Here is a 23,477-nt window from a genome sequence, read left to right on the forward strand (position 1 = left end):
CGGGAGCATTCCGGTTGCGGTGCCGCCGAGCGGGTCGCCTAGACTTGACCCGCCGGTGCGCCCACGCTGCGACACGGCGTTTTCCTGTCCCCGGCCCGGCCTGCCCGCAGACCGTCCGCCGATCACCGAGAGTGCAAGGTAAGCAATCCCCATGTCCGAATCCCCCCACGCTGGGCCAGGTGGCTCCGACGCCCAGGTCCCCGATCCACTGGACACCGCGTCGGTCACCGCTGCCGTCGACGCAGCGCTCGCCGACATCGCGGCCGCAGCCGACCTCGACGCGCTGAAGGCGGTCAGGATCGCGCACACCGGGGAGAAGTCGCCCCTGAGCCTCGCGAACCGGGGGATCGGCGCCCTCCCGAAGGAGCAGAAGTCGGCGGCGGGCAAGAACATCGGACCGGCGCGTGGCCGGATCAACCAGGCGCTCGCCGCCCGGGCGACCGAACTCGAAGCGGAGCGGGACGCGCGGATCCTCGTCGAGGAGGCGGTCGACGTCACCGCCGCTCCCCGCCGTCGCCGGATCGGTGCCCGCCACCCGCTGTCTACGCTGCAGGAGCGCGTCAGCGACGTCTTCGTGGGCATGGGCTGGGAGATCGCCGAGGGTCCCGAACTCGAGTCGGAGTGGTTCAACTTCGATGCCCTGAACTTCAAGCCCGACCACCCTGCCCGCGAGATGCAGGACACCTTCTTCGTCGAACCTCCCGAGGCCCACCTCGTGCTGCGCACGCACACCTCACCCGTGCAGGTCCGCTCGATGCTCGAGCGCGAACTGCCGATCTACGTGCTGTGCCCGGGCAAGGTGTTCCGGACCGACGAGCTCGACGCGACGCACACCCCGGTGTTCCACCAGTTCGAGGGGCTGGCCATCGACAAGGGCCTCACCATGGCCGATCTGGTCGGCACACTGGAGCACTTCACGCAGCAGCTCTTCGGTGATGAGGCCAAGGTCCGGTTGAGGCCCAACTACTTCCCCTTTACCGAGCCGAGCGCGGAACTCGACATCTGGCACCCGGGCGCCAAGGGTGGGCCTCGGTGGATCGAGTGGGGTGGCTGCGGCATGGTCAATCCCAACGTGCTCCGTGCCACCGGCATCGACCCGGACGTCTATTCCGGTTTCGCCTTCGGGATGGGGATCGAGCGGGCACTCATGTTCCGCAACGAGGTCAGCGACATGCGCGACATGATCGAGGGCGATGTACGTTTCAGCGAACACTTCGGGATGGAGATCTAGTGAGAATCCCACTGTCCTGGCTGCGCGAGTACGCAGCCGTACCCGCGGATGCGACCGCGGAAGACGTGATGGCCGAGCTGGTCAAGGTCGGCCTGGAGGAGGAGGACGTCCACCGTCCCACCGACGAGCTGAAAGGCCCGATCGTCGTCGGGCAGGTCCTCAGCCTCGTCAAGGAGCCGCAGTCCAACGGCAAGACCATCAACTGGTGCCAGGTGCGCGTGGTGCCGGAGGGTGCCGAGCAGACCCTGACCGGCGACGGGATCGATCCGTCGGGTGTGCAGGGCATCGTGTGCGGCGCCCACAACTTCGTCGAGGGCGACAAGGTCGTCGTCACGCTTCCCGGCGCAGTGTTGCCCGGCGACTTCCGGATCAGCCCCCGCAAGACCTACGGCCACGTGTCGGCCGGCATGATCGCGTCGGTGCGTGAACTGGGCATCGGCGACGACCACGACGGCATCCTCGTGCTCTCGACCCTGGGGCTAGATCCGGAGGTCGGCACCGATGCCATGGACCTGCTCGGCCTGTACGACGAGGCCGCGGAGATCAACGTGACCCCTGACCGTGGCTACTGCTTCTCCATCCGCGGAGTGGCGCGGGAGTACGCGCACGCCACGGGAACGGAGTTCACCGATCCCGCCGCCGTCGTCGCCGTGCCGCAGGCGAGAGGTACCGGTTATCCGGTGCGCCTCGAGGACGCCGCGCCGATCTACGGCAGGCCGGGGTGCGACAGGTTCGTTGCCCGGACGGTACACGGTGTCGACCCGTCGCGGCCCACGCCCCCGTGGATGTCGGCGCGCCTCCGGCTCGCAGGCATCCGGTCGATCTCCCTCGTGGTCGACATCTCCAACTACGTGATGCTCGAACTCGGCCAGCCGCTGCACTTCTACGACCTCGACAAGCTCTCGGGTGACATCGTGGTGCGGCGCGCGACGGCCGGGGAGAAGCTGCGCACCCTCGACGACCGGGAACGCGTCCTCGACCCCGAGGACCTGCTCATCACCGATGCCTCCGGCCCGATCGGCATCGCAGGCGTCATGGGTGGCGCCGCCACCGAGGTCTCGGACAGCACGAGCAGTGTCCTCGTCGAGTCCGCCCACTTCGAGGAAGTGGGCATCGGCCGTTCCCGACGCCGCCACCGGCTGCCCTCCGAGGCATCCAAGCGCTTCGAGCGCGGCGTGGACTGGAACGTCGCGGACGTCGCGGCCCAGCGTGCCGTGGAGCTGCTCCTCGAGCTCGCGGGCGGAACGGCCGACGACGCCGTCACCGACGTGGGTCAGGCGCCCGAACCCCGCGTCATCGAGCTCGCCGCCGGTTTCCCCGCACGCCTGATCGGCCGCGAGTTCACCGATGAGCAGATCAGGGGGGCGCTCACCGACCTCGGTGCGACCGTGGACACCGTCGACGGCGGCTACCGCGTCACGGCACCGAGCTGGCGGACCGACCTCGAGACGCGCGAGGACCTGACGGAGGAGATCATCCGCCTCGTCGGGTACGACACCATCCCCTCGACCCTGCCCGTGGCGCCTCCCGGCCGTGGCCTGACGCGTCTCCAGCAGCAGCGCCGACGTCTCCTCAACGCGCTCGCTTCGGCAGGGCTCACGGAGGTGCTGTCCTACCCGTTCGTCAGCGAGAAGGCCAACGGCGTCTTCGGGCAGCCGGAGGAGGGACTTGCGGCTCGCTCGGTGAAGCTGGCGAATCCCCTCAGCGCCGAGCTCGGCCACCTGCGCCGGTCGATCCTGCCGGGCCTCGTCGAGCTCGCCAAGCGCAACCACTCGCGCGGCTTCCGTGACCTGGCGCTGTTCGAGTCCGGCGCGGTGTTCCTGCCGGGCGAATCCCTCGGGACGACGTCGATTCCGCCGCTCGGGATCAAGCCCGACGACGACGTCCTCGATGCTCTGTACGCCGGTATCCCGGATCAGCCGCAGACGATCGCCGCCCTGTTCACGGGTCACGACATGGCTCCCTCGGCCGGCGTCATGCCCCGCGCGTGGGACTGGGCCGATGCCGTCGACGTCGTGCAGTTCATGGCGGAGGTCACGGGCGTCGACGTCGTCGTGCGGCAGGGCAGCCACCAGGCGTTCCACCCGGGCCGCACGGCGCAGTTCTCGCTGCGCAGCGGCGAGGTGCTGGGCTACGCCGGGGAGCTTCACCCGAAGCTGATCGCGGCACAGGACCTTCCCGCCCGGACGGTCGCCCTCGAGATCAACGCGGACCTGCTCTTCGACGCCGCAGCCGACGTGATCGTCGCGCGGCCGCTGTCCACCTATCCGCCGGCAACCCAGGACGTGGCGCTCGTCGTCGAGTCCGGAGTGGTAGCGGGCGACGTCCTCGAGACGCTGCGCGAGGGGGCGGGCGAGCTCCTCGAGGACGTCAGCCTCTTCGACGTGTACACGGGCCATGGCATCGGCGAGGGCCGGAAATCGCTCGCATTCGCGCTCCGGTTCAGGGCACCTGACCGCACGCTCACGGCGGAGGAGGCCAGCGCCGCTCGCGACGCCGCAGTAGCGCTTGCGGCGGAACGGTTCGGCGCCGTCCAGCGCTGACACCGGGAGCCCGCGACGACCGAAGGCCCGTCCACACCGTGCGTGTGGGCGGGCCTTCGACTGTGCGGGGCAGGGGTCAGGGGATGAGCAGCACCTTGCCGGTGGTCCGCCGCGCCTGGAGGTCCTCGTGCGCCCTGGCCGCGTCGGCGAGCGGGTAACGGGCACCGATCCGGACGTCGAGGTGACCGGCGGCGACGGCGCCGAAGAGTTCCTCGGAGCGCCAGCGCCGTTCCTCGGGCGTGAGCAGGTAGTGCGCGAGGGTGGGGCGGGTGACGAAGAGCGAACCGCCGCTGTTGAGCCGCTGCACGTCGAAGGGCGGCACTGCGCCGGAGGCCGCCCCGTAGACCACGAGCGTGCCGCGGATCCGCAGGGATCGCAACGACTCCTCGAACGTCGACCTGCCGACGCCGTCGAACACGACGTCGACCCCTGTGCCGTCCGTCAGGGTCCGCGCCGCTTCGGCGAAGCCGTCGTACCGCAGGACCTCATCGGCGCCAGAACGGCGCGCCAGGTCCTCCTTCTCGGGCGTGGACACCGTGGTGATCACTCGCGCGCCCCTGGACTTGAGCAACTGGATGAGCAGCAGGCCGACGCCGCCGGCTCCCGCGTGGAGCAGCACCGTGTGGTCGGGCTGGACCTGGAAGGTGGAATTGATGAGGTAGTGCGCGGTCATGCCCTGCAGCGGCAGCGCGGCTGCGGTCTCGAGGTCCACACCGGCGGGTACCGGTAGCGCCTTGTCCGCGTCCACGACGGCGAAGTCCGCGTAGGTCGCCCTGCCCTCCGCGAATGCGATGCGGTCGCCGGGCGCAAAACCCGCCGCGCCCTCGCCGATCTCCTCGACCGTCCCGGCTGCCTCCGCCCCCGGCGTGAAGGGGAGCTCCACGGCGTAGGCACCGCTGCGCTGGTAGGTCTCGATGAAGTTCACTCCGGCGGCGGCGACCCGCACCAGGAGCTGGCCCGGCCCGGGCACGGGGCGGTCGACCGTCTGGAGCGTGAGGACGTCCGGGCCGCCGGGTTCGGTGACGACGATGGCAGAGGGCATGGGGCGGGTCCTTTCGGTGGAGTCCCATCATGCTATTCCCGAAGCCGGGCAGGATGCATGCATAGTTATGTGCGACACTGCATACCTTTGCTGTACGCTGGAGCACATGACGTTCTCCGCAGCAGTATCGGGCGCCAGCGGCTACGCCGGGGGCGAGCTCCTGCGCCTCCTGGCCAACCACCCCGACATCGAAGTGGGGGCCATCACGGCCCACAGCAACGCCGGATCGCGCCTCGGCACCCTTCAGCCCCATCTCCATGCATTGGCGGACCGGGTGCTACAGGAGACCACGCCGGAGGTTCTGGCCGGACACGACGTCGTCTTCCTCGCACTCCCGCACGGCGCCAGCGCCGAGGTTGCGGCCCAGCTGTCGCCGGAGACGCTCGTGATCGACGCCGGGGCGGACCATCGCCTCGAGGATCCCGCCGCGTGGGAGAAGTTCTACCAATCGGCGCACGCCGGCACCTGGCCCTACGGCCTCCCGGAACTGCCGGGCCGCCGCGCGGAACTGGTGGGCGCCCGTCGCATCGCGGTGCCGGGCTGTTACCCGACGAGCGTCCTCCTTGCGCTCACGCCCGGCTTCGCCGCGGGGCTCCTCGAGCCCGACGACGTCGTGGTCGTGTCGGCGTCCGGCACCTCCGGCGCCGGCAAGGCCGCGAAGCCCCATCTGATCGGGGCGGAGGTGATGGGAGGCATGAGCCCCTACGGTGTCGGCGGCGGACACCGCCACACGCCGGAGATGGAGCAGGGCCTGAGCCTCGCCGCGGGTGAGCGCGTCTCGCTCTCCTTCACCCCGACGCTCGCGCCCATGGCCCGGGGCATCCTGACGACGGCGACGGCCAGGGTACGCCCCGGGGTCGGCTATGCGCAGTTGCGCGAGGCATGGGAGCTGGCCTACGCGCAGGAACCCTTCGTGAGGATCCTGCCGGAAGGGCAGTGGCCCGCGACGAAGTCCGTCCTTGGCTCCAACTACGCGAGCCTCCAGCTCGCCTTCGACGACCATGCCGGGCGGGTCATCGTCAGCAGCGTCATCGACAACCTCACCAAGGGAACTGCCGGCGGAGCCGTGCAGTCCATGAACATCGCCCTCGGACTCGACGAGACCGCAGGCCTGAGCATCCAGGGGATCGCACCGTGAGCATCACCTATCCGGGCGGGTTCCGGGCCGCCGGCGTTGCCGCCGGCCTCAAGAGCACCGGCAAGCCCGACGTCGCGCTCGTCGTCAATGACGGGCCCCTGCACAACGCCGCCGCCGTCTTCACCTCCAACCGGGTGGCGGCTGCGCCCGTGCTGTGGTCCCGGCAGGTGGTCTCGGACGGGCGCGTCGACGCCGTCGTCCTGAACTCGGGAGGTGCCAACGCGTGCACCGGCCCCGAGGGATTCCAGAACACGCACAGGACGGCCGAGGTCACGGCCGACCTCCTCGGCGTCTCGGCCAGCGACGTCTTCGTGTGTTCGACCGGCCTGATCGGCGAGCAGTTGCCGATGGACAAGTTCCTGGCCGGAGTGACCGACGCTGTCGGGTCGCTCGGCAGGGGAGGGGGACCGACCGCGGCCGAGGCGATCATGACGACGGACACGGTGCCCAAGGAGGCGCGCTACCCGGCGACGGCGGATTCCGCGAGCGAGGGGTACGCGATCGGCGGCATGGCCAAGGGTGCCGGTATGCTCGCACCCGGCCTGGCGACGATGCTCGTGGTCCTGACGACGGACGCGGCACTGGACCCCGCGGCCCTCGACGCCGCGCTGCGGGAAGCGACCCGTGTGAGCTTCGACCGCACCGATGCCGACGGCTGCATGTCCACCAACGACACCGTCGTGCTGCTCGCGTCCGGTGCCGCCGGCATAGCACCCGACCAGGCCCAGTTCACCGCGGCCCTGACCGACGTCTGCCTCGACCTCGCCGCGCAGCTCATCAACGACGCCGAGGGCGCCAGCCACACCATCGCGGTACGGACCGTCAACGCAGCGTCCGAACGCGATGCCGAGACGGTCAGCCGCGCCGTCGCCCGCTCAAACCTGTTCAAGACCGCGATCTTCGGCAACGACCCGAACTGGGGTCGTGTTCTCGCAGCGGTCGGCACGACGGACGCGGCCTTCGAACCGGACCGGCTGAACGTGTCGATGAACGGCGTCCAGATCTGCCGGAACGGCGGCATCGGCGACTCCCGGGACCTCGTCGACCTGACCGGGCGGGACGTCACCGTCGAGATCGACCTCGCGGCCGGAGCCGCGAGCGCGACGATCTGGACCAACGACCTCACGCACGAGTACGTGCATGAGAACTCGGCCTACTCGAGCTGAAGGGGGAGACATGACCGGCATGGGAACCGACACGGACACAGGCCCTTCGGCCTCTACACTCAGGGCGCAGGACAAGGCAGCGACCCTGATGGAGGCGCTGCCGTGGATCCAGCGCTTCGCCGGGACCACGATGGTCATCAAGTACGGCGGCAACGCCATGGTGAACGAGGAGATGCGCCGCGCTTTCGCGGAGGACATCGTCTTCCTCCACCACGTCGGCATCCGTCCCGTCGTCGTGCACGGCGGCGGTCCGCAGATCAACGCGATGCTCGGGAAGCTGGGCATCGAGTCCGAGTTCAAGGGTGGTCTGCGCGTCACCACTCCCGAGGCCATGGACGTCGTCCGCATGGTCCTGACGGGGCAGGTGGGCCGTGAGCTCGTAGGCCTCATCAACTCGCACGGGCCCTACGCCGTCGGCTTGTCGGGGGAGGACGGCGGCCTGCTCCGCGCCGTCCGGACGGGCACCGTCGTCGACGGCGAGCCGGTGGACCTCGGTCTCGTCGGCGAGGTGACCGCGGTCCACCCGGGCGCGATCCTCGACATCCTGCAGGCGGGGCGCATCCCCGTGATCTCGACCGTCGCCCCCGAGTACGACGCCGACGGCGAGGCGACGCAGCAGGTGCTCAACGTGAACGCCGATTCCGCCGCTGCAGCGCTCGCCGCTGCGCTCGGAGCGTCGAAGCTCGTGATCCTCACCGACGTCGAGGGCCTGTACGCCGCGTGGCCGGACCGCTCGTCGCTGATCTCGTCGCTCTCCGTGGCTCAGCTCCGGGAACTCCTGCCGAGCCTCGAATCGGGCATGATCCCCAAGATGAAGGCGTGCCTGCAGGCTGTCGAGGCCGGCGTCGAGCGGGCGCACATCGTGGACGGGCGCCTGGCCCACTCCATGCTGCTGGAGACCTTCACCACCGCGGGCATCGGAACGCAGGTCGTGCCCGACGACGCCGGCGGAACCCGTGCGGTATCGGACCGCGCCACGGCTCCCTCGATAGCAGCGGACGCACACACCACCTTCAGCGCAGGAGCTTCGTCATGAACGGGACCAGCATCGCCACCACGGGCAGGCATGCCGCGGAATCCGGGGTAGCCGCTGCCGGCGCGGTCGACCTCCTCACCGGTGGGGATTCCGGTGCGGCCTGGCTCGCCCGGTACAACGGAGCGCTCATGGGCGTGTTCGGCACGCCGCAGCGCGTGCTCGTGCGAGGCTCCGGCTGCCATGTCTGGGACGCGGACGGTAACCAGTACCTCGATCTCCTCGGCGGGATCGCCGTCAACGCCCTGGGCCACGCGCACCCCTTCGTCACCTCCGTGATCTCCAGCCAGCTCGCCACCCTCGGGCATGTCTCGAACTTCTTCACGAGCCCCACGCAGGTGGCGCTCGCCGAGAAGCTGCTGGCCCTCTCGCAGGCCCCGTCCGGTTCGCGCGTGTTCTTCACGAACTCGGGAACGGAAGCCGTCGAGGCCGCCTTCAAGCTGGCCCGCCGGAACAGCACGCCCGAGCGGCACCGCATCATCGCCCTCGAGGGCGCCTTCCACGGCCGCACCATGGGCGCACTCGCCCTGACGTCGAAGCAGGCATACCGCGAGCCGTTCGAGCCGCTCCCGGGCGGAGTCGAGCACGTGCCGTTCGGCGACATCGACGCGCTCCGGGCAACCCTCGACGGCACAGTGGCCGCGCTCGTCATCGAACCCATCCAGGGTGAGGCGGGAGTCCGCCCGCTCTCCGCCGCGTACCTCCGCGCAGCGCGGGAGCTCACGCGCGAGCACGGCGCGTTGCTCATCCTCGACGAGGTCCAGTCGGGTATCGCCCGGACAGGCCGCTGGTTCGCGCACCAGTGGACGGACGGCGTGGCACCGGACGCCATGACCCTCGCCAAGGGACTCGGCGGCGGGTTCCCGGTCGGCGCGCTCGTCACGTTCGGCGAGGACGTCTCGACCCTGATCTCGGCAGGCCAGCACGGCACCACCTTCGGCGGCAATCCGGTGGCGACGGCCGCGGGACTCGCGACGCTGCACGCCCTGGAGGCGTCCGGCGCCCTGCAGCACGTGTGCGACGTCGGCGCCCACGTCCGTTCGCGCCTCGCCGGGATCGAGGGAGTCACCGCCGTCCGGGGCGAGGGGCTGCTGATCGGGTTCGACCTCGACGGCGATCACGCGCCGGCTGCAGTGCAGGCTGCGCTAGCTGCAGGATTCATCATCAACGCGACCGGTCCGTCGACCATCCGCCTCGCTCCGCCGCTCATCCTCACCATCGAGCAGGCCGAGACGTTCCTCGACGCCCTGCCCGCGATCCTCGCCACCGCCCTGACCACCGCCCGGGAGGCAACAGCATGACGCGCCACTTCCTCGTCGACACCGACCTCACGCCCGCCGAGCAGGCCGAGGTCCTCGACCTCGCCGCCGAACTCAAGGCACGCCCCTACTCCCACGCCCCGTTCGCGGGAGAGGGGGCCGGCCGCAAGACGGTCGCCGTGATCTTCGACAAGACGTCGACCCGCACGCGCGTCTCCTTCGCGGCCGGGATCGCCGACCTCGGGGGAGTTCCACTGATCATCGGCGCAGGGGATTCGCAGCTCGGGCACAAGGAGTCGATCACCGATACGGCGAAGGTCCTCGAGCGGATGGTCGCGACGATCGTCTGGCGCACCTATGCGCAGGCGGGACTCGAGGAGATGGCTGCGGCGTCGAGCGTGCCGGTCATCAACGCCCTCTCCGACGACTACCACCCGTGCCAGCTGCTCGCGGACCTCCTCACCATCCGGGAGCACAAGGGAGCCCTGGCAGGGCTGACGATGACCTATCTCGGGGACAGCGCCAACAACATGGCGAACTCCTACCTCCTGGCCGGCGTGACGGCGGGCATGCATGTGCGCATCGCCGGGCCGGAGGGCTACCTTCCCGACCCGGCCGTCGTCGCCGCCGCCGAGGAGCGGGCTGCCGAGACCGGCGGGTCGGTCCTCGTCACGTCGGACGCCGCTGTCGCCCTTGCCGGTGCCGACGTCGTCGCCACCGACACCTGGGTGTCCATGGGTCAGGAGGACGAGAAGGCGGCACGGCAGGAACTCTTCCGCTCCTACGCCGTCGACGCGGCGGCCATGGCGAAGGCCGCGCCGGACGCCGTCGTGCTGCACTGCCTGCCCGCCTACCGCGGCTACGAGATCTCCGCGGACGTCATCGACGGGCCCCAGTCACTCGTATGGGACGAGGCGGAGAACCGGCTGCATGCGCAGAAGGCGCTCATGACATGGCTCGTCGCCCGGTCGGCCGGCTCGAGCCGGTCGGTGCCGCTCGAGGCGGAGGGACCCTCCGCATGACGGTGCAGCGCGATTCGACGCGGCCCACCACGAAGACGGCCCGTCACGCACGGATCACCGACCTGCTCACGGCGCAGTCCGTGCGTTCCCAGGCGGAGCTCGCGACGCTGCTCGCAGCGGACGGCGTGCAGGTCAACCAGGGGACGTTGTCCCGCGACCTGGTCGAACTCGGCGTGGTGCGTGTCAGGGGTGCGGACGGTGCACTCATCTACGCCGTGCCCGTGGAGGGAGGCGGTCGCCACGTGCAGAGCGGTGTCTCCCAGGAGATCCTCGACGCGCGCCTCGCGAAGCTGTGCAACGAACTGCTGGTGACTGCCGAGTCGTCCGGGAACATCGTCATCCTGCGCACTCCGCCCGGCGCCGCGAACTTCCTCGCCCTGGCCATCGACCATTCCGTGATGCCGTCCATTCTGGGAACCATCGCGGGGGACGATACCGTGATGCTCGTCAGCCGGGACGTCGACGGCGGGGCGGCCGTCGCAGAGCGCTTCCTCGGGCTGGCCCAGGAAGCGCAAGGGGCCGGCGAACCGGCGTGATGCCCGCGCCGCTACGCTGGCACAGAGCGGGCAGCGCTACCGCACGATGAGCCTCACGCGAACGACCACACACAGACCCACCACGACCACATAACCTCACGGGCGACAGCCCGGACCATTGAAGGAGCATATTCCGTGACCGAACGCATCGTCCTCGCCTACTCAGGCGGACTCGACACCTCCGTCGCCATCGGCTGGATCGCCGAAGCCACCGGCGCCGAGGTCATCGCCGTCGCCGTCGACGTCGGACAGGGCGGGGAATCCCTCGAGACCATCCGCCAGCGCGCCCTCGGCTGCGGCGCAGTGGAAGCCTACGTGGCGGACGCCCGCGACGAGTTCGCGACCGAATACTGCATGCCGGCCCTGAAGGCCAACGCGCTGTACATGGACTCCTACCCGCTCGTCTCGGCGCTGTCACGACCCGTGATCGTCAAGCACCTCGTCGCCGCGGCGCGTGAATTCGGCGCCACCACGGTCTCCCACGGCTGCACCGGCAAGGGCAACGACCAGGTGCGGTTCGAGGTCGGCATCCAGACCCTCGGTCCGGACCTGAAGTGCATCGCACCCGTCCGCGACCTCGCCCTCACGCGGGACAAGGCCATCGCCTTCGCCGAGGAGAAGGGCCTGCCGATCGAGACGACCAAGAAGAACCCGTTCTCCATCGACCAGAACGTCTGGGGCCGCGCCGTCGAGACCGGCTTCCTCGAGGACATCTGGAACGCCCCCACCAAGGACGTGTACGACTACACCGCGTCGCCCGAGTTCCCGCCCGCGGCGGACGAGGTGATCATCTCCTTCAAGGAGGGCATCCCCGTCGCCATCGACGGCAACGCCGTGACGCCGCTGCAGGCCATCGAGGAGCTCAACCGACGTGCCGGTGCTCAGGGCATCGGCCGCATCGACATCGTCGAGGACCGTCTGGTCGGCATCAAGAGCCGCGAGATCTACGAGGCACCGGGCGCCATGGCCCTCATCGCCGCCCACCGTGAACTCGAGAACGTCACGATCGAACGCGAGCAGGCCCGTTTCAAGAAGACCGTCGATCAGCGCTGGACCGAGCTGGTGTACGACGGCCAGTGGTTCTCGCCCCTCAAGCGCTCGCTCGACACGTTCGTCGACGACACGCAGAAGTACGTCACGGGCGATATCCGCATGGACCTCCACGGTGGACGTGCGACGGTCACGGGCCGTCGCTCCGACGTGGCGCTGTACGACTTCAACCTCGCGACCTACGACTCCGGCGACACCTTCGACCAGTCGATGGCGCGCGGCTTCATCGAGATCTTCGGCCTGTCCTCCAAGGTGGCGTCGAGCCGGGACCAGCGGGCGGGCGCCTGATGGTTCCAGCGCACGACGGCGTCGCGGACGCCGCAGCCAGGGGCGGAACGAACGAGGGTTCACTGTGGGGCGGCCGGTTCGCCGGCGGCCCCGCCGATGCCCTCGCGGCCCTGAGCAAGTCGACGCACTTCGACTGGCGGTTGGCGACGTACGACATCGAGGGCTCCCGTGCGCACGCCCGGGTGCTGCACCGCGCGAACCTGCTCGACGGCGCCGAGCTGGCGGGGATGCTGGACGCCCTCGATCGCCTCGACGCCGACGTGCGCTCGGGTGCCTATGTCCCGGCGGAGAGCGACGAGGACGTGCACGGTTCGCTCGAGCGCGGCCTGATCGAACGCGCGGGCCCGGCGCTGGGAGGCAAGCTACGTGCCGGCCGCTCACGGAACGACCAGGTGGCGACGCTGGGCCGCATGTACCTGCGGGACCATGCGAGGATCATCGCCCGGGGCGTCCTGGCGACGATCACCGCGCTGGTCGACCAGGCGGAGGCGCACCTCGAGGCGCCCATGCCCGGGCGTACGCACCTGCAGCACGCGCAGCCGGTGCTCCTGAGCCATCACCTGCTCGCCCATGCCTGGGCGCTGCTGCGCGATGTGCAGCGCCTGCAGGACTGGGACCGGCGCGCCGGGATCTCCCCCTACGGGTCCGGTGCCCTCGCCGGATCGTCGCTGGGGCTCGATCCCGAGTCCGTCGCGGCCGACCTCGGATTCTTCTCCGCTACGCACAACTCCATCGACGGGACCGCAGCCCGGGACGTCTACGCGGAGTTCGCCTGGGTCGCGGCGATGATCGGCGTCGACCTCTCCCGGGCCAGCGAGGAGATCATCATCTGGGCCACGAAGGAATTCTCCTTCGTCACGCTCGACGACGCCTTCTCGACCGGATCCTCGATCATGCCGCAGAAGAAGAACCCCGACGTGGCCGAACTCGCGCGTGGCAAGGCCGGGCGGCTGATCGGTGACCTCACGGGTCTGCTGGCGACGCTCAAGGGTCTGCCTCTCGCCTACAACCGTGACCTCCAGGAGGACAAAGAGCCCGTGTTCGACGCCGTCGACACGCTCGAGGTCCTGTTGCCGGCCGTCTCCGGGATGATCGCGACGCTCGTCTTCAACACGGAGCGCATGGCTGCCCTGGCGCCGCAGGGGTTCGCCCTGGCAACGGACATCGCCGAGTGGCTCGTCCGGCAGGGGGTGCCCTTCCGCGAGGCGCACGAACTGTCCGGCGCGGCTGTCCGCGTGGCGGAGCGGCGCGGTGTCGAACTCTGGGACCTGACGGACGAGGAATTCGCGGGGATCTCCGAGCACCTGACGCCCGCCGTGCGCGAGGTGCTCACGGTCGAAGGATCGCTGGCCAGCCGCGATGCCCAGGGCGGTACTGCTCCTGCCGCCGTCCGCCTCCAGCTCGCAGCGCTGAAGACGGAACTCGACGGCGTCGGAGGATACGCTGCAGGCTGATCCCGGCCTGCTCCCGGCCTGATCCTGGCGGGTGCGGCGCGGTTCCTGACGGAAGCGCGCCGCACCGCACCGGTCTGCACCGGCCCGCACCATCCTGCACCTTTTCCATGGATGCCCGGCAGTCCGGCCGACGCTACGCCCGTCGCGAAGCCCCTTGCACGTGCGCGACGGCGGACGCAGGGTGTGAGCATGCAGCCCACCGCCCAGCGTGCCTCCCTCCGGGAGTTCTTCCCCTACCTGAAGGGGCACGTGCGCGTCCTCCTCCTTGTCGCCGTCGTCTCCCTGATCTCGACCGGCCTCTCGATCGCCCAGCCGCTCATGGTTCAGCAACTCGTCAACGCCGTGTCGGCGAGTCGACCGGCCACGGTGTTCATCTGGTTCCTCGTCGCGATCACCCTCGGCGGCGCTGTCTTCGGGGCAGCGCAGTCCTACCTCCTGCAGCGCACGGCCGAGTCCGTGGTGCTGGGCGTGCGCCGGTCACTGGTCCGGCAGTTGCTGGCCCTTCCCGTCCGTGAATTCGACCGCAGGCGCGTGGGGGACCTCATGTCCCGCGTCGGCTCGGACACGACACTCATGCGGAGCGTCATCACCTCGGGCCTCTTCGAGATCGTGTCGTCCATCCTGATGTTCTGTGCCGCCGTCGTCCTCATGGTGCTCATCGACCCGCTGCTGTTCGGCATCACGCTCTCGGCGGTCCTGCTCGGTGCAGGCGGCGTCCTGTTCCTCGGACGCCTCATCCGCACGCGGAGCCGCGACGTCCAGGATGCCGTCGGGTCGATGACCGCCGCCGTCGAGCGCGGGCTCTCCGGCATCCGGACGATCAAGGCGTCGGTCGCGGAGGAGCGCGAGGCAGTGGTGATCGACGGCGAGGCGACGAAGGCGTTCCGCGCCGGTATCGCGATGGCGCGCTTGCAAGCCGCGGTGCAACCCATCATGTCCATTTGCGTCCAGGGTGCCTTCATCGTGGTCCTCGCCGTCGGCGGGATCCGCGTGGCCGGCGGCCAGCTGCAGCTCGGCGACCTGATCGCGTTCATCCTGTACCTGTTCCTCCTCGTGATGCCCATCGGATCGGCCATGAGCGCTTTCGTCCAGATCCAGTCGGGGCTCGCCGCGCTGGACCGCATCCAGGAAATCGCCCGCCTTGACCCCGAGCGGTCCGACGAGACCGGGCTCGTGCCCGCGACACCGAGCACTGCCGCCGCGGGCGCACGGCCCGGAGTCGACGGCTCGCCGGCGGTGCCCGTCGGTGGTGCCATCGAATTCCGTGCTGTCAGCTTCCGATACGCCGCCGGGGACGACGACGGGGCGTCGCCAGCCGGGCCGGCCGGGGACGCCCCGGCCGGTGACGAGTCGCCGGAGAAGGGACAGGTGACCGGCCCGCCGGGCCGCGGCCAGCTCGTGCTCGACGGCGTCACCTTCACCGTTCCCGCCGGTAGCAGGACCGCGCTCGTCGGACCCTCGGGAGCGGGGAAGTCGACGGTTCTTGCCCTCCTCGAGCGGTTCTACGAGCCCACGGACGGCAGCATCACCTTCGGCGGCACCGAGCTGCCGGGTCTCCACCGTTCCTCCCTCCGCTCGCACATCGGGCTGGTCGAGCAGGAGGCGCCGGTGCTCAGCGGAACGCTGGCGGACAACCTGAGACTGGCCGCACCGGCCGCGACCGACGAGCAACTCCGACGCGTCCTCGCCGCCGTCGGGCTCGACGCTCTCGGGGACCGGTCCGATGACGGCCTCGACCTCAATCTGGGGGAGGACGGGATCCGGCTTTCGGGCGGCCAGCGCCAGCGCCTCGCCTGGGCCCGCGTGATCCTCGCCGACCGTCCTGTGCTGCTGATGGACGAGCCGACGTCCGCCGTCGATTCGCGGACGGAGCAGCTGCTGCAGCAGACCCTGGGGGAGGCATCACGGAACCGTACGGTCGTCGTTGTCGCGCACCGCCTCTCCACGGTGGCCGACTTCGACCAGATCGTCGTACTCGACCAGGGGCGGGTTGCTGCCGTGGGCACCCACGAGCAGCTCCTGCAGGACAGCGAGCTGTACCGCGACATGGCCGCGCGTCAACGCCTGGTCGCGCACGCATGACGACCGGAAGAGGTGTTCCGGGGCCCGTCGGGCCGATCAGCCGTCGACAGGTCGCCCGGCCTCGCGATCCAGCAGTCGCTGCTTGACGTGCAGCCCCCAGCGGAAGCCGCCCAGTGTGCCGTCCGTCCTGATGATCCTGTGGCAGGGGACGAAGAGCGCGGCGGCGTTCTTCGCGCACGCTCCGGCCGCTGCCCGAACCGCGCTCGGGCTGCCCGTGCGCTCTGCGTACTGGAGGTAAGTGACGGGTGAGCCCGGCTCGACCGTGCGCAGCACGTCCCACGCATGGGCCCGGAACGGTCCCGAGACCTGCACCACCCGGACGGCATCGATGGCACCGAAGTCGCCGTCGTAGTAGCGGGACACGGCGTCGACGATCGGCTGGACCGACGAGGAGGCGGCGTCGAAGCTTCTTCCCCTGATGGTCGGATGGATCTGTCCGATCAGGTCCGAGGCGAGGTCCGTCCATCCGGACGAGAGAACCGCGCCCTCCGCTTCGATGACGGTGAAGGCGCCGTCGGGCGTGTCCAGCGTGGTCGTGGTGGCGCCGTGCAGGGTAGCGGCGTGGGCAGGAGTGGCGGTCATGGCGATCCGATCGTTCGAATGCGGTGGGAACGGGTGGGTGGTGCGGAGCCGATGCGGAAGAGGAGGAAACCGGTCAGGCGACGACGAGTCTTGGTCGGGACGTCCCATCCCGGGTGCGCTGTGCTGCGGTCCTCCACAGGTGCAGCGTCGCATATGAGCGCCACGGCCTGACGCCGGCCATCGCGTCGTCGAGCGAGGCACGGGAGGAGCGCGGATCGATCGCCGTGATCTCCGGCGTCGGTCGGGTTCCGCCCGGCCGTTCGAGCCGCGCCCACCCACTCCGCACTGCGGCGTCGGACGGAAGGTGGATGTCGGGGTGCCCGAGCACGCGCATGATCACATAGTCGGCGGTCCACGGTCCCACGCCGTCGAGCTGCAGGAGCGCTGCACGCAGGGTCACGGGATCGGATCCGACGCCCACCTCGAGGGCGCCGGACGCGAGCGCCCGTGCTGCCGAGCGCAGGGCCTGGTTGCGTCGGTGCGGGCCCCGCAGGAGCGGTTCCGGTGCTTCAGCGAGATCCTCCGCCGACGGGAACAGCTTCGCCAGCGGCGTACCGGGCAACTCCACGGGGGCGCCTGCCGCCGCAAGCCGGGTGAGTGCTCCGGTCGCCGCAAGGACCGTGACCTGCTGACCGACGATCGCACGGACCAGGGTCTCGTGGGGATCGAGCGAGCCCGGAAGCCGCATGCCGGGCGTGCGCTCCACCAGATCCGCGAAGGAGGGGTTGCGCGACAGGGCCGCATCGATCGCGACGGGGTCGGCGTCGAGGTCGAACAGTCGCCGGATGCGGGTCAGGAGCGCGGGAAGATCCGCCAGACCCGACACCGAGACCGTCACCGGCAGGGCTGCCTGCCCGTTGCCGCGCAGCTCGACGGCGTTCGCCCTGAACCAGGCCGGACCGGACGGCAGCCGGAGCAGTCGTCCGTAGCTCGCGGCTCCGGTGTACTCGACCCCTTCGACGGAACGGGCGGCGAGAAAATCGAAGATCCCGTTGTCGTAGGGCAACCGCACGGGAAGGGACAGTGAGATCCGGACCTGTCCGCCCGTCGTCACGCCGTCGCCGACCGGGTCGTCCGCCCTTCTGCGGCGCTGCTGCCGGGAGGCGTCCCGCAGCTGCCGCGGGGTGAGGTCGAAAACCTGCTGGACGGTGTCGTTGAACTGCCGAACGCTGCCGAATCCCGCGGCGAAGGCGATGTCCGCGAAGCGCAGCGGGGAAGCGGTGAGCAGGGCTCGGGCGGTTTGCGCACGGTGCGCGCGGGCAAGCGCGAGAGCGCCCGCGCCGAGCTCGTCCTTCAGGATGCGGTTCAGGTGCCGGGGCGAGTACCCGAGCCCGGCCGCCAATCCGGACACTCCCGAGCGGTCCACCTCGCCGTCGGCGATGAGGCGCATCGCCCGGGCCGCGGTATCGCTACGGATGTTCCACTCCGGGTCTCCCGGCACGGCCTCCGGCAGGCAGCGTTTGCAGGCGCGGTAGCCGGCCTCGTGCGCCGCGGCCGACGTGCGGAAGAAGGTGACGTTGGTGGGCTTGGGCGTCCGGGCGGGGCAGGAGGGCCGGCAGTAGATCCCCGTGGTCGAGACGGCCGTCACGAACTGCCCGTCGAATCGCACGTCGCGAGCATCGATCGCGCGGTACTGCTGCCAGAAGTCCATGCCGCCATCCTGTCATTGCGCAGGGGTAGGAACTAGCGGGAATCGGACGTGGCTGCGGGAGGGCAGCGGCGGGGTTTTGCTACGGTCGACGGGTGACGGAGCAGAGCGGGACGCCGCAGGACGGTCGGGACAGGCTCGGCGGCAGCGCGCTCGACGTGGCCCCCTGGCTCCTCGGCGCGCATCTGACGCACAGCGACGAGGACGGCGAGGTCACCGTGCGCGTGACTGAGGTGGAGGCGTACCTCGGTCCGGACGACCCGGGTTCCCATGCATTCCGCGGCAGGACCGCGCGGAATGCGTCCATGTTCGGCCCTGCCGGTCACCTCTACGTCTACTTCACCTACGGCATGCACTACTGCGCCAACATCGTCTGCGGCAGGGAGGGCTGGGCGACCGGGCTGCTGCTGCGGGCGGGCGAGATCGTCGAGGGTGCGGACCTCGCGCGGCAGCGCCGCTCGCATCCGGCGTCGGATCTCGACCTCGCCCGTGGTCCGGCCCGCCTCGCTCAGGCACTGGGGCTGGACCGCCGGTTCGACGGGGCCGATGCATTCGCGGATCCCTTCCGGCTCGTCCTCCCGGAGGAACCAGCGACGGCGGTGGAACAAGGTCCACGAGTTGGAGTGAGCGGTGTCGCCGGGACAGCGGACTACCCGTGGCGTTTCTGGCTGCCGGGAGAACCCACCGTTTCCCGGTACCGTCCCGGCAAACAACGCCCAGCCCGTAAGGTTGATTCGTGACGATGAGCGGAGCGGACAGCGCGCAGGACCCAGCAGGACCCTCGGCACTCGCCGCGGAAGCGAAGGAATCCATCGACCGGCTGTGCGCCGTCGTTCCCGATTTCCCGTCGCCCGGGATCATGTTCCGCGACCTCACTCCCGTCTTCGCCGACGGGCTCTCATTCCGCTCCGTGGTCGACGCCCTGGCGGAGCCGTACGCAGGGACCTTCGACGCGGTCGCCGGAGTCGAGGCCCGGGGATTCCTCCTCGCGGCTGCCGTCGCCTACGCGACCGGAACCGGCGTCGTCACGGTGCGCAAGGCCGGCAAGCTGCCGCGCCCCGTGTTCCGCGAGTCGTACGATCTCGAATACGGACAGGCGGCGCTCGAGATCCACCGGTCCGACCTTCCGCCGGGTGCCCGCGTCCTCGTGCTCGACGACGTCCTCGCCACGGGCGGGACGCTAGGGGCGGCGTGCACGCTGCTCGAGAAGGCAGGAGCCGTCGTCGTCGGATGCGGCGTCGTACTCGAACTCGGAGACCTGGGCGGACGCCGCACACTCGCAGGCCGCCCGGTCCGGGCGCTGGAGACCGTGTAGCATCCGTCGCGCTAGAATTGACGGTCTGCCTTTCTGGAAGGAAGTTTCCGATGCATGAGACGTCCCAGGCCAAAGCCGAGCTCGACCACGAGCGCGAGTACGTCGACGGCCTGTACCGCCGGCTCGACGAACTCCGGGCAGAGAAAGCCCAGCAGCTGGCCGACGTCCGGCGCACGCAGGCAGCAGGATCCCACCAGAACCGGTCGGAACGCGACGCCTTCGCCACGATGTACGAGGACCGCCTCGCCCAGCTGAACGCGGTCGACGACAGGCTCGTGTTCGGGCGCCTGGATCTCGACGACGGGGACAAGCGGTACATCGGTCGCATCGGCCTCTCCGACGACGACCTCCGTCAGCTGATGGTCGACTGGCGCGCCCCGGAGGCGGGTACCTTCTACCAGGCCACGGCGTTCGAGCGCATGGGTGTGCGGCGGCGTCGCCACCTCATCCTGTCCCGGCGCGACGTCGTCGCCATCGAGGATGACGTCCTCGACGCGGATCTCCTCGGCGATGATGAGTCCCTGCAGGGGGAGGGCGCGCTGCTGGCGGCGCTCAATTCCCGCCGTACCGGCCAGATGTCCGACATCGTGGGGACCATCCAGGCGGAGCAGGACCGCATCATCCGCGCCCCCCTGCCGGGAGTCACCGTCGTCCAGGGTGGTCCCGGCACGGGCAAGACGGCCGTGGCGTTGCACCGCGCCGCGTATCTCCTCTACACGCACCGCGATCGGCTCAAGTCGGCAGGTGTCCTGCTCGTGGGTCCCACCGACGCCTTCATGAAGTACATCGAGCGCGTCCTGCCGTCCCTCGGCGAGACCGGCGTGGTGATGGCCGGGATCGGAACGCTCATGCCGGGTGTCGCCACCGTGCAGGAGCCGAACGACGAGGTCGCCGCCATCAAGGGCCGGCTCGAGATGGCGCAGGTCATCAGGAACGCCGTCGCCAATCGTGAGCGCGTGCCGGTGGAGAACCAGCGGCTCAACGTCGAGGGCACCATGCTCACGCTCACGCCGAGGCAGGTGAGCCGTGCGCGGGAGCGTGCCCGCGCCACCGGCAAGCCGCACAACGAGGCACGCGTGACGTTCGTGAAGACCCTCCTGCGCGAGCTCACGGAGCAGTTGCTGGACAAGCTCGAGGAGTCGTCGGGCGGGGGGAACAATGCCGACCGCTCCTACCTGGCGGAAGATGTCCGCAGCTCCCGCGATGTCCGGATCGCACTCAACCTCGCCTGGATGCCGCTCACGCCGCAGAAGCTGGTGTCGGAGCTGTTCGCGCGTCCGGAGCTGCTCCGTGCAGCGGCGCCCCAGCTGAACGCTGCCGAACTCGCCGCCCTGGCGCGACCCGTCGGCTCGCCCTGGACCGAAGCCGACGTGCCGTTGCTCGACGAGGCCGCCGAACTCCTCGGTGAGCTCGACGCATCGGCCGGCCGTGACAGCGCAGCGCAGGAGCAGGAGCAGAAGCGCGATCTCGCCAATGCCGAGCGGGCTCTCGAGAACGTCAACGCGTCACTCGAGGACGCCGGAGTCGACGGCGTGCTGACTGCGGAGGACCTCGCGCAGCACAACGCCGTCACCGCGACGCGACTCTCGGCGGCGGAACGGGCTTCGGGCGACCGCACGTGGGCCTACGGCCACATCGTGGTCGACGAGGCGCAGGAGTTGTCGCCGATGCAGTGGCGCCTGCTGATGAGGCGGTGCCCGCTCAAGTCCTTCACCATCGTCGGTGACATCGCGCAGACGAGTTCGGCTGCAGGATCCAGGTCGTGGCAGCAGGCGCTCGAGCCGTTCGTGGGGAACCGGTGGCAGCTCGAGGAGCTGACGGTCAATTACCGCACTCCGTCGCAGATCGCCGAGGCGGCGGTCCGCATGGCCAATGCCGCCGGTTTGGTCGTATCGGCGCCCAAGGCCGTTCGGGAGGGCAGGTTCAGTCCCGTCCTCGATACCGTGCCGGAGCTCATCCCGTCCCTGGTGGACGTCATGCCCGAGGAGCTGTCGGCCATCGACGGCGGGCTGCTCGCCGTCATCGCTCCCGAGAACCAGCTCGACGACGTCCGTGGTGCCCTGACGGCGGGATACGGCGATCGCGTCGGCTCCGGAGCAGGCGGGCCGGGCCAGGACATAGTGGTGATCAGCCCGCGGGAGTCCAAGGGGCTGGAGTTCGACGGCGTCGTCATCCTCGAACCGCAGGAAATGCTGGACTCCGCTACGGCCAGGGTCGGTGATCTGTACGTCGCGATGACCCGCCCTACCCAGCGCCTGCGCATGATCTCGACCGGTCGAATTCCTGCTGGTATCGCCGGCTGATAATTTGGGAGGGTGTCCCAGCAAACAGATACCCCGGTCAGTGGCCTCGAAGGCCAGCACAACGATCCGTCGTTCGGCACCATCTACGACGAGCTGGTGTGGCGCGGCCTGGTGTATGTGTCCACCGACGAGGGCGAGTTGAAGGAACTGCTGGCGGGCCCTCCCATCACTTTCTACTGCGGTTTCGATCCCACGGCTCCCAGTCTCCATCTCGGCAACCTGGTCCAGCTGCTGACGATGCGTCGGCTGCAGCTCGCCGGACACCACCCCCTGGGCCTCGTCGGGGGGTCCACCGGGCTCGTCGGTGATCCGCGCCCGACGGCGGAACGCACCATGAACACGAAGGAGACCGTCGCGGAGTGGGTCGGCTACCTCCAGGGCCAGGTGCAGCGGTTCCTCTCTTTCGAGGGCGGCAACGCGGCCCGCATGGTCAACAACCTCGACTGGACCGGACCGATGAGCGTCATCGACTTCCTGCGTGACGTCGGCAAGTACTTCCGCGTGGGCACGATGATCAAAAAGGAGACGGTCGCCAAGCGCCTGAACTCGGACGAGGGCATCAGCTACACCGAGTTCAGCTACCAGATCCTGCAGGGCATGGACTACCTGCAGCTCTTCCGGGACTACGGCTGTGTGCTGCAGACGGGCGGGTCCGATCAGTGGGGCAACCTCACGAGCGGAACCGAGCTGGTGCGCAAGGTCGAAGGGAAGGGTGTGCATGCCATCGGCACGCCGCTGATCACGAACTCGGACGGCACCAAGTTCGGCAAGAGCGAAGGCAACGCCATCTGGCTGGACTCCGCGATGACGAGCCCCTACGCGATGTTCCAGTTCTGGCTCAACACCTCGGATGCCGACGTGGCCGAGCGGTTGCGCATCTTCACGTTCCGCAGCAGGTCGGAGATCGAGGATTTGGAGCGGGCGACCGCTGAGCGCCCCCACGAGAGGGCGGCCCAGCGAGCCCTCGCCTATGACGTGACGTCGCTCGTCCACGGGGTCGAAGCGACCGAGAAGGTCATCGCTGCCTCTGCTGCACTCTTCGGGAACGGCGAACTCGGCGGACTCGACCTCCCTACCCTGCAGGCGGCGACAGCGGAACTCGAATCCGTGTCCGTCGCCCGGGATGCCCTGGGCATCGTCGACCTCCTCGTCGCATCGGGCCTGTCGGCCAGCAACTCGGCGGCTCGTCGCACGATTGCCGAGGGCGGCGCCTACGTCAACAACACGAAGATCACGGACACCGATCACATCATCGGTGACGACGACTTGCTGCACGGACGCTACCTTCTGGTCCGCCGCGGGAAGCGCAACCTGGCGATGGTCGACGTCGTCGGATGATCCTTGCGATCTGATGCACGCTGTTGCTCGGGCCGGCACGCTCCTCGGGAGGGTGTCGGCCCGTGCTGTTCGCCGGTGGTGGTGGGTGGATTTGTGTTGGAGGTGCGGTGGTCGTATAGTTGTGGAGTTGCCCCGGTGAGGGTGACCAACCCCTTCGAAATCTAGCGGTCAGTCTGTGCGCTCTGAAATGGGCGAGGAATTGACCTCTATTTGTCATGGGATTGCTTTGTCGAATTTGTATTTTGCGGGCACTAAGCCAAAGCAGCGGATTTGACAAGGGAAATCGAAGTGAAATAAGCTGTGAACATAACGACGAGGGAAAACAAGCCGGAGAGGCGCGGAAGCGCCGGGTTTGCAAGTAATCGGACGTTCCTGTTGTTTGAGAACTCAATAGTGTGCCAAGTTTGTTGATACCGATTGTTTTTTGATTGGTTGAATTTGCTGGTT

The 23,477-nt window shown here is 69.3% G+C and carries 19 protein-coding genes; 15 read left to right on the top strand and 4 right to left on the bottom strand.

All coding sequences use genetic code 11. The annotated features are described in order from the left end of the window. The first annotated feature begins 151 nt into the window (after positions 1–151). Both pheS and pheT read left to right on the top strand, forming a co-directional pair. Positions 152–1,231 (top strand): phenylalanine--tRNA ligase subunit alpha, encoded by a 1,080-nt coding sequence (gene pheS / locus CXQ96_RS11855; protein ID WP_104118252.1) that lies wholly within the window; start codon positions 152–154, stop codon positions 1,229–1,231. Beyond that, a complete protein-coding gene (pheT, locus tag CXQ96_RS11860; protein WP_104118253.1) occupies positions 1,231–3,774 on the top strand; it encodes a phenylalanine--tRNA ligase subunit beta in 2,544 nt (847 codons plus the stop codon). Before pheS ends, pheT begins: the two co-directional genes overlap by 1 nt. A gap of 76 nt (positions 3,775–3,850) precedes the next feature. Here pheT and CXQ96_RS11865 read toward each other — a convergent pair whose 3' ends face one another. After that, positions 3,851–4,816: a quinone oxidoreductase gene (locus CXQ96_RS11865; RefSeq protein WP_104118254.1), complete on the bottom strand. Its 966-nt coding sequence runs from the start codon at positions 4,814–4,816 to the stop codon at positions 3,851–3,853. 106 nt (positions 4,817–4,922) lie between these two features. On the opposite strand from CXQ96_RS11865, the gene argC reads away from it, so the two are divergent. From argC to CXQ96_RS11910, 9 genes are all read left to right on the top strand, one after another. Further along, complete coding sequence (argC, locus tag CXQ96_RS11870) at positions 4,923–5,954, top strand: N-acetyl-gamma-glutamyl-phosphate reductase (protein WP_104118255.1); 1,032 nt, start codon at positions 4,923–4,925, stop codon at positions 5,952–5,954. Continuing rightward, positions 5,951–7,120 (top strand): bifunctional glutamate N-acetyltransferase/amino-acid acetyltransferase ArgJ, encoded by a 1,170-nt coding sequence (gene argJ / locus CXQ96_RS11875; protein WP_104118256.1) that lies wholly within the window; start codon positions 5,951–5,953, stop codon positions 7,118–7,120. The genes argC and argJ overlap by 4 nt, the downstream gene beginning before the upstream one ends. 19 nt (positions 7,121–7,139) lie before the next feature. Next, positions 7,140–8,156 (top strand): acetylglutamate kinase, encoded by a 1,017-nt coding sequence (gene argB, locus CXQ96_RS11880; protein WP_104118280.1) that lies wholly within the window; start codon positions 7,140–7,142, stop codon positions 8,154–8,156. Continuing rightward, complete coding sequence (locus tag CXQ96_RS11885; protein ID WP_104118257.1) at positions 8,153–9,454, top strand: acetylornithine transaminase; 1,302 nt, start codon at positions 8,153–8,155, stop codon at positions 9,452–9,454. Before argB ends, CXQ96_RS11885 begins: the two co-directional genes overlap by 4 nt. Further along, the gene (argF, locus tag CXQ96_RS11890) at positions 9,451–10,434 is read left to right on the top strand and encodes an ornithine carbamoyltransferase (RefSeq protein ID WP_104118258.1); all 984 of its coding nucleotides are present in this window, start codon (positions 9,451–9,453) and stop codon (positions 10,432–10,434) included. Before CXQ96_RS11885 ends, argF begins: the two co-directional genes overlap by 4 nt. Further along, complete coding sequence (locus CXQ96_RS11895; RefSeq protein ID WP_104118259.1) at positions 10,431–10,970, top strand: arginine repressor; 540 nt, start codon at positions 10,431–10,433, stop codon at positions 10,968–10,970. Before argF ends, CXQ96_RS11895 begins: the two co-directional genes overlap by 4 nt. 135 nt (positions 10,971–11,105) lie before the next feature. Beyond that, a complete protein-coding gene (locus CXQ96_RS11900; protein ID WP_104118260.1) occupies positions 11,106–12,308 on the top strand; it encodes an argininosuccinate synthase in 1,203 nt (400 codons plus the stop codon). After that, positions 12,308–13,762: an argininosuccinate lyase gene (gene argH, locus CXQ96_RS11905; protein ID WP_104118261.1), complete on the top strand. Its 1,455-nt coding sequence runs from the start codon at positions 12,308–12,310 to the stop codon at positions 13,760–13,762. The genes CXQ96_RS11900 and argH overlap by 1 nt, the downstream gene beginning before the upstream one ends. A 189-nt stretch (positions 13,763–13,951) precedes the next feature. Beyond that, positions 13,952–15,844 (top strand): ABC transporter ATP-binding protein, encoded by a 1,893-nt coding sequence (locus CXQ96_RS11910; protein ID WP_104118281.1) that lies wholly within the window; start codon positions 13,952–13,954, stop codon positions 15,842–15,844. Between the two features lie 36 nt (positions 15,845–15,880). On the opposite strand, the gene CXQ96_RS11915 is transcribed toward CXQ96_RS11910, so the two are convergent. After that, on the bottom strand, positions 15,881–16,426 hold the full coding sequence (locus CXQ96_RS11915; protein WP_104118262.1) for a methylated-DNA--[protein]-cysteine S-methyltransferase: 546 nt from the start codon (positions 16,424–16,426) through the stop codon (positions 15,881–15,883). 73 nt (positions 16,427–16,499) lie between these two features. Beyond that, a complete protein-coding gene (locus CXQ96_RS11920) occupies positions 16,500–18,077 on the bottom strand; it encodes an AlkA N-terminal domain-containing protein (protein ID WP_104118263.1) in 1,578 nt (525 codons plus the stop codon). Positions 18,078–18,169: 92 nt separating this feature from the next. On the opposite strand from CXQ96_RS11920, the gene CXQ96_RS11925 reads away from it, so the two are divergent. From CXQ96_RS11925 to tyrS, 4 genes are read left to right on the top strand one after another with little or no spacing between them, the layout of a single operon-like run. Then, positions 18,170–18,814: a DNA-3-methyladenine glycosylase gene (locus CXQ96_RS11925; protein ID WP_104118264.1), complete on the top strand. Its 645-nt coding sequence runs from the start codon at positions 18,170–18,172 to the stop codon at positions 18,812–18,814. A 2-nt stretch (positions 18,815–18,816) separates the two neighbouring features. Beyond that, the gene (locus CXQ96_RS11930) at positions 18,817–19,389 is read left to right on the top strand and encodes an adenine phosphoribosyltransferase (RefSeq protein WP_104118265.1); all 573 of its coding nucleotides are present in this window, start codon (positions 18,817–18,819) and stop codon (positions 19,387–19,389) included. Between the two features lie 50 nt (positions 19,390–19,439). Beyond that, positions 19,440–21,692, top strand: a complete 2,253-nt coding sequence (locus tag CXQ96_RS11935) for an AAA family ATPase (protein WP_104118266.1) — start codon at positions 19,440–19,442, stop codon at positions 21,690–21,692. Between the two features lie 12 nt (positions 21,693–21,704). Next, the gene (tyrS, locus tag CXQ96_RS11940; RefSeq protein WP_104118267.1) at positions 21,705–23,030 is read left to right on the top strand and encodes a tyrosine--tRNA ligase; all 1,326 of its coding nucleotides are present in this window, start codon (positions 21,705–21,707) and stop codon (positions 23,028–23,030) included. A gap of 251 nt (positions 23,031–23,281) precedes the next feature. On the opposite strand, the gene CXQ96_RS18635 is transcribed toward tyrS, so the two are convergent. Further along, the coding region (locus tag CXQ96_RS18635) for a hypothetical protein (protein WP_219816128.1) at positions 23,282–23,477 on the bottom strand (196 nt) is incomplete at its 5' end.

The sequence above is a fragment of the Arthrobacter sp. B1805 genome (genome assembly GCF_002929745.1).
Classification (GTDB): Bacteria; Actinomycetota; Actinomycetes; order Actinomycetales; family Micrococcaceae; genus Arthrobacter_D.